A 13,961-nucleotide genomic window follows, 5' to 3' on the forward strand; every position below is an offset into this window, starting at 1 on the left:
AGAATCCACTGTTCCTCCATCATTTATATTATTCTTCACTTCTACGTCTCTGTGAATTGTTTGCGATGTTCCTCTAACTGGCGAATCCACTGTTCCTCCGTCTTTCACATTATTTTTCACTTCTACATCTCGATTAATCGTTTGATTTGTACCTTTCATATCATTTCCAAGACTAACCGCAGCCCCTTCATTTTTCACATGATCTCTTACATTCATTTCTTTTTGAACTTCTTGTGACTGTACTCTCATATCTGTTCCTGACGGATTCACTGTTCCATTACTTCTTAATTGTTCTTGCATTGCAACTTCTTTTTGTATTTGCTCTGTACTGCCTTTACTCTCTGTTCCTGGGACATTTGCTCTTCCACTATTATTTAGCTTCTCTTGTAGCGCTATGTCTTTCTGAACTTGCTCTGTACCATCTCTATTCTCTGTTCCTGGGACATTCGCATTTCCGCTATTATTTAACTTCTCTTGTAGTGCGATGTCTTTCTGAACTTGCTCTGTACCAGCTCTATTCTCTGTTCCTGGGACATTCGCATTTCCGCTATTATTTAACTTCTCTTGTAGTGCGATGTCTCTTTGCATTTGTTCTGTTCCTGGTCTCATTTCTTTTCCTGGCGCTTCAGCGGAACCTGTGCTGTTCACTTTCTCTTGTAGCGCTATATCTTTTTGCATTTGCTCTGTACCTGGTTTACCGTTTGTATCTGAACCTTGATTCATATCTAACCCATTATCTCTTAATTGCTTTTGTAAGTTAATATCTTTTTGAACATCTTCGCTGGTACCTTTTAATTCAGATCCATTTGTATCCGTTCCACCCATTTTACTTGTATGAGGGTTCGCATTTTGAATATCAGCAGCTTTATCATTTCCTTGATTTGCATTTTGCATGACATCTTTACCAATTTGATTCAATGTATCACGACCTACTGGTTTTACAATATTACTATTTCCTTCTGAACGTGTAGATGTATCCTCAGTCGCTTGGGTATTACCTATATCATTTGTCAATACCTTGCTACCAGCATCTCGCATAATCCTCTCTGTACCACGGCTAGGCATAGATTGCTCTTTTGCATCTAAGTGTTTTGCAAGTGCAGTCGCTTGACTTAAAGCTGTACCATCGCCTTCTGAACGTTTAGGAGTTTGTTCTTTACCTTGCAATGCCTCTTTCGCATTACGACCCAAGTTCATTGCACCTTTTCCTAATCCTTGTGCACCTTTCATGGTAGCCCACGCACCAAGCAAATGATTCTTTCCTTCTTTTAGTCCTACGTCTACACCAAAATACCTTAAAATCGATTCAGAACCTTTTATTAGTAACGTAGTAAGTGCCATCATCGATATGATGTAAAGAACCATACCTAAATCAGCATTTCCTACATAAGTAACCAGGATAGTATATATTCGCATTGATATACCTGTAAAAGCTATTAACAAGAATCCTTTAAATATATCCTCCAATACCATTTTCGTTTTTTGTCCACTTTCTATATCTGTAATAAAAACAAGTGGCGCAACCACTTTTTTCATAACAAGCTCAAAGATTGTTATAACGAATACAAACAATGTAAAAGCATAGGCAATCCCTAAAGAAAGCAACGCACAAATAATCGTAAAAGAATTCATTGGATATCGTTTGTATCCTGTATCCGTAACAGATTTAAAGATGTTAAAGGAACTTTTTTCTATTTCTTCAAGGGTTTCAGCTTTCCCATCGTTTGTTAATTTGTATTTTAAATATTTCGTTTCTTCTGGACCACCATCTTTTTTAGTTTTTTCTTCAATTTGCTTTACAACCTCAGGTGTTACCATGTCACCTAAACTCGCCTTTAAAAACATTTCTTTTGTTAAAACATTTTTTTCTGTTTTAAGTGTATCTTTTGATTTAATTGGATCAAAACTGTTTTGGCTTAAATACATAATGTCAGCTGTATTATCTTTTACTAGCTTCCATGCTAAACCATCCTCATATTTTTGGCCTTCAGTTGATGCATTATAAAAATCCACTGATAATTTTTGCATTTGCGCCATAATTTCATTTAATCCACCCACAAGAACCACCATCATAATCACGTTAATCACGACCGACTTAAATTTAGGAGGTTTATGCATGATCATGGTACGAATCCCTAACCAGGTGATAATCAACGTAAAAATCCCAACAAACAATCCTTTAATCATAGATTGTGTAAATTGATTTAACCCCACATCATTTAGGACATCAAACAAAGAAAAAGTCTTCGGAATCAACCCTTCCAACATACCTACGATTATCAATAGTCCTTTTATAAAAGCCCCTATCATTGACTGCCATATGGCACCTAATACCGTTGAATACACAATCCAGTCATTATTCAAAAATTTCATGGCTTTTTTTGTTTCTTCTTCATCTAAACCCCAATCAAATAAATCTTTCCAAGTCCAGGCATAAGTTGGAGAGGCGATATAAAATGAACCAACTAAAACAAATGTCAACATTACAATACCAAACAAATATTTATGTTTTGTATTCCACTTTTGTATTTTTGACTTCAATTCTAACAATCTCCTTTCTATAGGTGTCTTACTAATGCTTGTAACTGCTTTTTCATTTCCTCACTAGAGGTTTGTTCCATTACATATTGCACATCCTCTCGTTTTAGCATTTTATTTTCTTTGCTAAACGCTTGTAACATCATCGCTAAGCGTTTTCTCACCTCTAACGGATTGTTTTGATTTTTCTTGTTTTTAATTTGAAGAATTAAAGCTCGTACAATATCTTCAATACTCTCTTCCGTTTCCTCTTGACCATGTACTTGTTGTCTCTCTTGATGTGCCATACTTCTCTTTTGATATTCTCGAAGACCTGGCTCACTCACAATAAAATTTGTAAAATCTAAATACAGGGAAGTTAAATCTAACCTCGTGTGTTTAGATGGAATATCAATATCATTTAAATCGTTCGATGTATCAAATAAACTTGTTAAGAATTGCCAACGATACGGCATATTCGTTTCTTGTGTATTAAAAATTGGATAGGGACGGATTTTCTTCCTCTGTAAATCCTGCCGTTTTAAAGCACGAATGACCAACGTTTCCCCTTCAATTAATTGTCGTAATCGATCTGGAGGAATAACACGCTGTTGATCCGCACTTTTTGTCACTTTATTATCGATTTCTAAGTGACCTTCATTGGAAGACCTTCCAAGATCCGTTTTATGTCCCGCACGTTTTGAAAGTTCTTCTATGGTATCTTCATCTGTAGACATGATATACACGTGATTTTGACAATTTTGCTTTATTGCTTTTGCTTGTTTTCCATACAAATCCTCAATCTGCGAATACGACTGAAGAATCAAATTAAACAACATATTCCGCCCTGCACAAACCGTTAATACACCACTCATATCATCAATGGCTGGCATGTTCCCAAACTCATCAAGTAAAAAGTGAACTCTTCTAAAACACTTCTTATCTCCTTTTCTATAACTACAATTCATCGATAACTCTGTATACAATTGTTTGATGAAAATACTGGCTAATGCATGGTTTGATTTATCAAAATCAGGGATAATCATAAAGACTGCGGTCGGTTTATCAGAGTACATCATTTTCGCTCTTGGCTTTTTAGGGAACGTATTAGCTTTCATTCGTAATGTAACTTCTCTTTTGAACTCTGTCTTATGTTCACAGCCTTCTTTTTTCTGATACACGACATTCCCTTGCTCATCCTTTTTGATTTCAAAATTCAATTCATAAAAAACTCGATATTTTGTATCGTCATCCTGGAAGCGAATCAGTAATAGATCTCCACTTTCTAATGTGTCATCAAAATTCAAATTACACATTCCCAAGGCTTTCACTTTTAATCTATAACTAGCAATTTCAGTCTTTTCATCATTATTCTTGTGAAAAGAAACGGTCACTCGTTTATTTAATAAACTATCATCTAATTGGAAGAATAGATTTTTAGGGAATCCTAATTGTTTTAAATCCAAACTAGATTTTGAAGTCATTTTTGCAAACATTTCATCCGCAAACATCTGTAGACCATCATTTGCTGTTGCTAGGATAGAACCTTTCGCCTTATCTCCTGCAAAATTCGTTGAGCCATACTGCATTTTCGCCACGTTACCTTGCGGTAAACTCTTAAAGAATTCATCAAGAGCGTTCTTTTCAAACAAATCAGTCTCGGGATTTTCTTTATAGTTAAATGCTCCTAATTCATTTAGCATCTGTAGTACATTTGGCATCGTGATTTTTTCAATACTATTATGTTTCACACAATCCTCTAATATTGCTAATGCAATACCATTGACAGCTTTCTGTGCTGACGAATTGAAGAAAGCATTATCCCCGGCATTGGGGTCATTGTATAAAGAGAAGGTTAACGTATTCACCCGTTTTACAGCTTCTTGTATGTCTCCATTTACCCATGCATCAATTGCCAATTGTAAAGGATTATAAGACATTCCTTGTAAGGGATCTAAAATATTGAGAACTTCAACATCATAACCCCTTTGTTCTAGTGTTACTTTAGCCGCACTATACAGCTATTGGAATAGGTAACCCTTTGATATTATCTCTAGGTTTTCCCCTCCACCACACCGTACGTGACAGTTTCCCATCATACGGCGTTCCATCGATAAACTTTCATATAATACGTAGTATTTTTACTGAATAATGTCTAAATTAGCCATCAATAATTTTCTCAGTCATACTGTCTTTACTCCCCCACTTATAAGTGTTTTAGTAACTTTATTATTCTTAATCGAATCAGTATATTAAATATCTACATATAAAATCTTTTTTATCGACTTGAGGTCTTCCCTCCACTACTTATTATCATAGTTTCTCAGGTACTACACCTCTACTGCCACGATATTTAATGTATGTTATGAATTTCATACAAACAGGTCATAGTAACCATTCACTCGCCGTATATCGCTTCCCACGTTCCGATTAACCTATCATAATGTTTTACTTAGATGTCTCCTATAAGCCTGTTACCTTGAATACGCCTGTAACGTATTATGGACTTTCATAAAGGACGCGTCTTACTAATCCACAGTAACCGTCAAAAACATTGACGCTTGATATTTTCATAATCAAGTCCCATATAGACCCGTACAATTCGGAGATTCGTCAAGACTTAATCTATTCTCATCATATAAAACGACTCCCGACCTATCTGTTTCCATATCCACTATCGGGACTTAGGATTCATTCAGCCGACTTCACCGAGCTTCTTACAATCAGTTAAATGGTTAACTTCATGCAAGTCGGAGTATCAGAGGGTAAGTTTCAAGGCGTTACTCTATCATTCCTTACCTCGGTTAATCAGTTCATAATTGCAATTTATTATGCAACCATGCTATAGCTTTTCACTATAGAACGTGGCGCACCGCCCTTGGGATCATTTACCACCATACTAGATTGAACTTCAGCTCGACTTAAGTTATCGATCATAGGTACAACTATAATTTCCCCTTTACCTGAACGAGAGACTCCTAAAATAGCTGTATTCACTGTATCTGTATCAATGTAATACTTATCTTGATAGTGAGAAACAGGAACCCCTCCATACCCTTTAAAGACCTCATGTTTTTCAGGAATGGCTGGATACTGTTGTTGAATTTCCTTGATTTTTGTGGTGCGACTATCACCTTTTTGATCATATGCCACGTTTTCATCACTCTTATAATTAAATTTGGAATAGGCTAATACGGAAATTAGCCCTAATAACATCAATAGAAACCCATATGTTTTTATTGAAAGTACAGGGGAAAAGGCTTGTTCTAATGAAACGTATTCCACCCAATTTGCATCCAACACTTGAGTTATCTTGACATTCTCTCCTTGTTTGGAAAGACTTGTTACAATCGTTTGATACATACTCACCATAAAATTGACAGCAAACAAGGGAACCACTACCACAAGAGATGAAATACATAAAGCTTTCTTATTTATCCTTGTTTTTTCTCCTGGTAATTCTTCCCCTTCAATTTTATAATCATGCCTTAAATACTTTTTTCTTTTAAAAATTTTCTTCGAAAATTCCAAAGCCATCATCTATCACCAACTTACGAATAAAATTTGCTTTGCCCACAATACATGAATGCTTACGATTAATTAAATAACCATCCTATTAAACCTTTTCTTTTCTTTTTAACGGGTTGTGTCCCCATTTCTCCTGGAACTTGTTGTACCGGAACATGCATATTCTGTTGAGATGAATGATACATCGGTTGTTGATACATTGGTTGTTGATACATTGGATAGAACCCCATATTCGATTGCACTTTCGTCTCAATCTCTTCTAACTTTAGTTGGCTTTTTTTCAATCTTTCTTGAAGATCAGCAATTTGCATTTCTTTTTCAGTTACAGTACCTTTTGACTTCTCCAAAAATTTCTTTTCTTCTAGAGAAAGCTCTTTTTCTTTAATTTGTAGTTCTTTCTCATGCAATTTCGCTTCTTTTTCATCTTTAATTTCTTGCATCCAGTTAGGTGTTTGTTCCTTGATATTTACCTCTATCTCTTTTAATGCTTGTTGCTGTAATCCAAATGCTTCATGCATTAAGGATTCAATTGTATTTACATGTTGAGATAAAATAGCATTTCGCTTATCAACTAGATCTGTTTGTGTATTTCGTTTCAATTCATATACTTTATCAGACAACGCTTTTTTCTTTTGTAACTCCATATCTTTCTGTAAAACGTCCTTCTTTGCCTGAACAAGAGTGTTTTTACGTTCCTCTAATTGAGACGCAATTACTTGATAATTCGTTTCCTGCTCTAATTTGAATGTTTCTAGAGCTAGGTTTTGTTTCTCTCTGAATGCAGCTTGCTTCTGTTGTACCTCTTTTTCTTCACTTTCTCTATATTGGCCCGTTTCAATCACCATTTTCTGCATCAGAGATTTAAATACAGGCTGTAGTTCTTCTTCCGCTTCTCTCTCAAAATCTCTTAAAATGGCTTTCTTATATTCTTGCTCTAAAAATAGACGTTGTTCATCTGTCGCATTTTCTAACTCCTGATGATACTGATCCTGGATCAAAATGAATTTTTTACTATTCAATATTTGTTTTGCATATTGTACTTGGCACCGTTTTAAAGGTGTCATTTCTGTTTCTTTTCCTAACCCCACTAAACTCAACAAATACTCTTCTGTAAAACGATCATCATATCGTTCTTTTTTCTTTTCGACTTCTTGTAGACTTAAATATTGGTTATAATCCATAAAGACGATTTCTGAATGAGGAACATGCTTTTTTATTTGCATATCCTCTTCTTTACTATTATTCTGAATAGCACCTTGAGACTCTTCACTTTTTTGAACACCAGAAGGAAGATCGTTTTCTATTTCATCATAATCCTCTTCTTCATTTTCATCATAGTCCTCTTCTTCCTCATCTGATACTTCATCAACCTCTTTATCAAGAGCTTCTATCTCATTATCAATGACCTGATCGTCAAACTTTGTTTGCTCATCAAAATCATCTAAATCTGGTGTTGTAGCAGCCACTTCCAACTCATCAGATGCAACAGAAGACTCTTCTCGTTTCTTTTTTCCTGAACCAAATAGCTTTTGAAAGAAACCTGTTTTTTGAGGAGGATTCTGCTCCATTTGATAAGTTTGGACCAATCCGTTTCGAATCATTACCGCTCTATCTGATTCCCCCTCTTTCTCCAACACTTCTTCAAACGCATCTAATAAAGAAAATGACTGATCTTCTTCTACACGAAGACTAAAATCATATGTGTACTCCATTTCTTCAGAATCAATCGTTACAACGACTACACCAGACATATTATGTTCCGTATGGAAATGCTGGATTACTCTTTCCGCTTCTAATAATGTCAATTCTTTACCTGGGCGTGCTTTATTCTTCTTCAAAAACTTAACCATATCAATGAATGGTTGCTTGTTCGCAAATTGAATTTGATACATTACATTCATCCTTTCTCACCTATTAAATAAAAAAGAACAGATTTTCATCTGCTCTTTTCGAATGATATTTCGGCTTAGAATCCGCCACCTGATACACCTTGTACTGTTTGTACGAATTCCGCTGCACCCCATACAATAATACAACCTGCAACAATATAAATAAGCCACTTCTTAGCTGTACGGCTCGGTCCTTCTCCGAAAATAAACATTATACCTGTAACAATGACGCAAAATCCTGCAATCCAAACAGTAATGGTTTGCAATCTACCACTCCAAGCTTTAAAAATGTTTCCAATTGAATCAAAAATGTCATTGTAGGCTAAATGTTGTAAGATGCTAAAGTAAAAGTAATCTAGAAATTCCATAATCTATTTTCCCCTCTCTTAATTCCCTTGTGATTTCATGTCACTTTGGCTGTGACTACTGTTTGGTTGCTTATTATCTTGAGCTTGTTTTCTTTTTTCAATATCAGCTGCAATCATTTCAATGGATGCTTGTTCTAACATTTTGTTTCTCCATTCAACGTTTTCACCTGCTAAAACAGAAACACAAATACCATTTACAATTTTCTTTTCCCATTCTTCATAGGTACAATCTTTCTTTTCTAAAATATAAGAAACCGCCTCATGATATAGCGGTTTCTCATTTTTTCTACTTGGTTTAGCCATCAATATGCCTCCTTTTCCTATCTTTGTTGTATATATTTTTAATATAAAAAAAGAAAGCACTCTAAGAATGCTTTCTGATTTTAATGATTCATGCGTCTTTTACGATTAATTAGATATAAACCAACACCCGTAAGGATGAAGACCGCTGCCAACACATATGGAATAAATGTTGTTTCTTCATTTGTTTGTGGTAATACTTTTTGCTTAGGCTGATCTACCTTTTGTGATTCTGGTTTTGACTCTGGTTGTTTTGGTTCTTCAGGTTTTACCGGTTCTGGTTGCTGTTCTGTTGGTGGAACTACATATACTTCATTTGAAACCAATGGTTTATCGCCACCGATATGTAATTCACCTGTATTTGGAACGCCATCTTTTTCAAGGTATGGCGCTAATTCTTCCGCTTTTACACCATCTTTAATTTTTGCATCAATCTTTAACGTGTATGTTTTTCCAGCTAAATACAAGTAACTGTCATCCTTTTTGTCGAAAACAAATTCTACTTTGTTCCCTTCAATATTCAGCTTACCTGTTTTTATTTCTTTACCCTCTGAATCTACTAGCTTCGCTCCTTTTACTTCCAGGACACTTACTAGCTCGTCTGTTAGACGTGCTTCTTTCCATGTTCCTGTCCCGTTGCCCATTTTATATTCCACATCATATACAAATGCTTCATTTTGAGCTTTTAAAGTCGCTTTTTCTACTAGTTCTTCATCACTATCTGTTACTTTTTTCGTTACTTTTGGCTGCTCTGTTGGTGGTGTTACATATACTTCATTTGAAATCAATGGTTTATTTCCACCGATGTGTAATTGACCTGTATTTGGCACGCCATCTTTTACAAGATATTTTGCTAGATCTTCAGCTTTCACATCATCTTTGATTTTTGCATCAATTTTTAACGTGTACGTTTGTCCAGCTAAATACAAGTAACTGTCATCCTTCTTGTCGAAAACAAATTCTACTTTGTTTCCTTCAATATTCAGCTTACCTGTTTTTATTTCTTTTCCTTCAGAATCTACTAGCTTCGCTCCTTTTACTTCCAGGACACTTACTAACTCGTCTGTTAGACGTGCTTCTTTCCACGTCCCTGTACCATTACCCATCTTGTATGTCACATCGTATACAAATGCTTCATTTTGAGCTTTTAAAGTCGCTTTTTCTACTAGTTTTTCATCACTATCTGTTACTTTTTTCGTTACTTTTGGCTGTTCTGTTGGTGGTGTTACATATACTTCATTGGAAACCATCGGTTTATTTCCACCGATGTGTAATTGACCTGTATTTGGCACACCATCTTTCACAAGATATTTTGCTAGATCTTCAGCTTTCACATCATCTTTGATTTTCGCATCAATCTTTAACGTGTATGTTTGGCCAGCTAAATACAAGTAACTGTTATCCTTTTTGTCGAAAACAAATTCTACTTTGTTTCCATCGACTTTTAGCTTACCTGTTTTTATTTCTTTCCCTTCAGAATCTACTAGCTTCGCTCCTTTTACTTCCAGGACACTTACTAACTCGTCTGTTAGACGTGCTTCTTTCCACGTCCCTGTACCATTACCCATCTTGTATGTCACATCGTATACAAATGCTTCATTTTGAGCTTTTAAAGTCGCTTTTTCTACTAGTTTTTCATCACTATCTGTTACTTTTTTCGTTACTTTTGGCTGTTCTGTTGGTGGTGTTACATATACTTCATTGGAAACCATCGGTTTATTTCCACCGATGTGTAATTGACCTGTATTTGGCACACCATCTTTCACAAGATATTTTGCTAGATCTTCAGCTTTCACATCATCTTTGATTTTCGCATCAATCTTTAACGTGTATGTTTGGCCGGCTAAATACAAGTAACTGTTATCCTTTTTGTCGAAAACAAATTCTACTTTATTTCCATCGATTTTTAGCTTACCTGTTTTTACTTCTTTCCCTTGCGAATCTACTAATTTCGCTCCTTTTACTGTTAGAACATTCACCAGCTCGTCTGTTAGACGTGCTTCTTTCCACGTCCCTGTACCATTACCCATTTTGTATGTCACATCGTAAACAAATGCTTCATTTTGAGCTTTTAAAGTCGCTTTTTCTACTAGTTTTTCATCGCTGTCTGTTACTTTTTTGCTTATTTTTGGCTGTTCTGTTGGCGGTGTCACTTTTGGAACATTTGATACATATGGTTTATCATCAATATTTAAAGTGGCTTTGTTAGGCACACCGCCTTCTTTAATGAATTTTGCTAATTCAACTTCATTAGCTTTTTCTGCAATTTTTGCATCAATCACTAATGTATAAGATTTATCCGTTAAATGTGCAACTGATCCATTTTCTTGCGCATATTCAAAAGTTACCGTTTGGCCATCAATTTTCGCTGTACCTAACGAAGAAACATCTTTCCCGTTTTCATCCACTAACTTCACAGCTGTTGGCTCTAATACGTTTTCTAACGTATCATGAATACTTGCTTGTTTTGAATTTTGCATTTCTTTAAAACTTACATTCACTTTATATTGAAATGGCTCTTTTCGTTCTTTTAGATTCGCAAGATCCATTTTATCTTTTTCATCACTATCAGATACAGTCTTATTAATAGCTGGTTTACACATTTCTACAGGAGTCACTTCTACCTCTACATTTTTAACCCCTGTATCTTCATCCATGATTCTTGCTGATCCTTCCGCAATAAGTTCTTTGGCTTTAACTGAATCTTTCGCTTTAACCTTATACGAAACTTCAAAATCACCTTGAACTTTTGATAAATCCCAGTGGATTTTATTTTCTTCCTGGCTCACTTTATCAGGCTGTATTGTTCCACCAAAACTACCTGGAACAATTTCGAAATTTTCATTTACTCGATCTTCCATAAAGTCACCCATTCCTTTACGTACAGAACGAATAACATTTCGAATCGCTTCTCCTAAATCCGCAACATTACCTGTATTCACATCAAAAAACAAATTGTTAGTAGTTGTTTGTTTAATACGTTCATTAAACAACGGAACAAGAGAATCTTTTCTATCATCTAACACTCTAGTAAAATAACTATCGTCTTCCCAATAAACTGTAGCAAATTCATATCCTTTATCTTTGACCTGCTGGGCTTTTGCAACCATGTCAGCTGTTGAGCTTTCCCAATCGTTGAAATAATCCGCTTGATGTTTTCCTTGCATTTTCTCTTTCAGATGCATGATTCCATCTTCACGAACGTTCTGTGCCCCATCAGTCACAAGCATAAATACAGTTTTACGATCGTTTGTATCTCCCTTTGCTTGTTCATATTGATTCAAAGCTTCTGTAAGCCCATGTCCAGTTGGAGTTGTTCCACCAACCGGCATATTATTAATTGCTTGAATAGCTGAATCAACATTTCCTGTTAATGGTTGGTGTAATGGTGTTTCTAAATCCACACCAGCGGTTGCTGCTTCAGACCCATCCGGATTTACTATCCCATGATCTCCACGGAACCCTGATACCTGAATACGATCCATATCAGGTCGTAACTCAGTCACTGAACTTGCGACAAACGATTTTACATCATTCCAAATCCCTTTAAATGAACCGGATTGATCTTGCACTAGAACCAAATCTAATTTATCTTTTCCCAAAACCTTATTCCCTTTTAAAGTCACCTGATATTCATTTGCACAAGGACGACCCGTTTGGGTTACATCACGATCAACCTCAGCTAATGCTCCCAAGGGATTCACCAACATAGTTGCTGTCATTGCTGATGCAACTATTTTTTTAAAACGAGATGATTGTCTATTCGACATCTTCTCCCTCCTTTTATTCAATTTCATATACTTAAAACAGTGCTATCAAGACTACTGCATTTTATAGAAAACTTGTTGGATTTCTTATTCTTATAGTCACTTGAATCTCTCCTTTTCCTTTATTAAATAAAACAAAAAAGCCTATCATTCACTGATAGACTTTTTTGTTTTATTTAATAGGAATTTCTTGTAGTTAATCAGTGGAGAATTTTATCTCCACTGATTAGTTTATCCATATTTTTCACCAAGACCATATAAAAAATATAGCTATCCATGTAGGAACCGTTAATAAAAGTGCGTTTCGGCAACCTACAAAAAAGGCTAGTGGATCTCCTTCTTCTTCTATTTCAATGAAATTCGGTTGCTGTTTAATAATTATCTCTTTATCCATTCTTCCCATCTCCCATTTAACATCACATGTGCCTAACAATGTTTCCCCTTAAAAAAATAGACTTTCTAAAACATAATGAACTAAAAGACATCCAAAAATCCCTAATGATATAACTAAAACCCATAGAAATGCGTTTTTTACACAGAATTTCACGATCAATTCCCCTTTTTGGCAATAAAAAAAGAACAGAATCATATAAATGACTCTGTTCTTCGTATGATATTTAGTTAATTTTTGTATATTTCAAAGTTGAACGATCCGCAATACTTTTTAAAAACGCTTCTTTATCCTTTGCTTCGTCATAATCTTTCTTAAAATCTCTACCTTTTTCATAACCTTTCTTAAGATATTCCCAGTCGTTTGAATCAAGTCGATCTATACGTCCTACCTTAAACAATGAGAACCCACTATCATTCATATCAAACACAAAATATTCTCCTGTTTGTACAACCCAAGGGTCTTGTTCACTATGTTTATTTGGCTTCATAACTTTTAATACTTTATATTTCCCTGCTTTAAATTCCGTTTCCTTCACATCATATACAGCCGACTTCCCATTCTCTTCATCGGTGTATTTCCATTTATCATCACTTATAATTTCAATTGAACTTTCACCCTTTTTTAAATTAGACTTACTTTTCTCTTCCGAAAATTTATCACCCTTTTTAAATTGTGATGAATCATCACACCCTACAAGAAAAGCACTTAATAATACAAATAATAGCGGTAACCATTTTATTTTTTTCACCATTGTCTCAACTCCCATTCTATTACCAATTACCTTTATATATCATAACATATGGTAATACGAGACTACTTCATAATCTGAAATATAGTATTTATTTCTTATCTTCAGTTACTTCAGTAATAGAAGTAATTACATAAAAAGAGCAAATCTGCTAAGGATCTACTCTTTTCTTTGAAATTCCTATATAAATTTTTTCTAGTTAAGCATCTTCTTTCGGTTTTTTAAATAAAAATATTAATAACATCATTAAAGTCATAACCCAAACCTTCACTCTAATTCAACAGTCCAATGCTTCCCTCTTTTCAACGTAATATTAGTCACGGTAAAAGAGTAAATAGTATTCATCTTATTACAAAAGACATCGATTGTTTTTCCTAGATTATATCTATCATCTAACTCTAGCAAATTTACATTAATACATTTTGTATTTAGTATTTTTTTCACTTTGTT

At 34.9% G+C, this 13,961-nt stretch carries 7 protein-coding genes and 2 pseudogenes; all 9 read right to left on the reverse strand.

Features of this window, described 5'->3' with window-relative positions:
* Positions 1-2,541: pLS20_p028 family conjugation system transmembrane protein (locus SB773_RS25110; protein ID WP_410592811.1), on the reverse strand; the 2,541-nt coding region annotated here is incomplete at its 3' end.
* A gap of 17 nt (positions 2,542-2,558) precedes the next feature.
* Positions 2,559-4,538: pseudogene (locus SB773_RS25115) on the reverse strand (VirD4-like conjugal transfer protein, CD1115 family); the annotation flags it as partial.
* An 853-nt stretch (positions 4,539-5,391) separates the two neighbouring features.
* Positions 5,392-6,054 (reverse strand): annotated as a pseudogene (locus tag SB773_RS25120) (type IV secretory system conjugative DNA transfer family protein); the annotation flags it as partial.
* Between the two features lie 59 nt (positions 6,055-6,113).
* The gene (locus SB773_RS25125; RefSeq protein WP_410592813.1) at positions 6,114-7,946 is read right to left on the reverse strand and encodes a hypothetical protein; all 1,833 of its coding nucleotides are present in this window, start codon (positions 7,944-7,946) and stop codon (positions 6,114-6,116) included.
* Between the two features lie 65 nt (positions 7,947-8,011).
* Positions 8,012-8,302 (reverse strand): TrbC/VirB2 family protein, encoded by a 291-nt coding sequence (locus tag SB773_RS25130; RefSeq protein ID WP_410592815.1) that lies wholly within the window; start codon positions 8,300-8,302, stop codon positions 8,012-8,014.
* An 18-nt stretch (positions 8,303-8,320) separates the two neighbouring features.
* Entirely contained in the window at positions 8,321-8,605 is a 285-nt protein-coding gene (locus SB773_RS25135) for a DUF5415 family protein (protein ID WP_410592817.1), read from the reverse strand.
* A gap of 80 nt (positions 8,606-8,685) precedes the next feature.
* Positions 8,686-12,372, reverse strand: a complete 3,687-nt coding sequence (locus SB773_RS25140; protein ID WP_410592819.1) for an isopeptide-forming domain-containing fimbrial protein — start codon at positions 12,370-12,372, stop codon at positions 8,686-8,688.
* A 241-nt stretch (positions 12,373-12,613) separates the two neighbouring features.
* Positions 12,614-12,763 carry a hypothetical protein gene (locus SB773_RS25145; RefSeq protein WP_410592821.1) on the reverse strand — a complete coding sequence of 50 codons (150 nt, stop codon included), beginning with the start codon at positions 12,761-12,763 and terminating at the stop codon, positions 12,614-12,616.
* A gap of 223 nt (positions 12,764-12,986) precedes the next feature.
* Positions 12,987-13,514: a hypothetical protein gene (locus SB773_RS25150; protein ID WP_410592823.1), complete on the reverse strand. Its 528-nt coding sequence runs from the start codon at positions 13,512-13,514 to the stop codon at positions 12,987-12,989.
* Positions 13,515-13,961: the final 447 nt, after the last annotated feature.

This window comes from Bacillus sp. SIMBA_074, from assembly GCF_046534555.1.
GTDB lineage: Bacteria > Bacillota > Bacilli > Bacillales > Bacillaceae_G > Bacillus_A > Bacillus_A mycoides.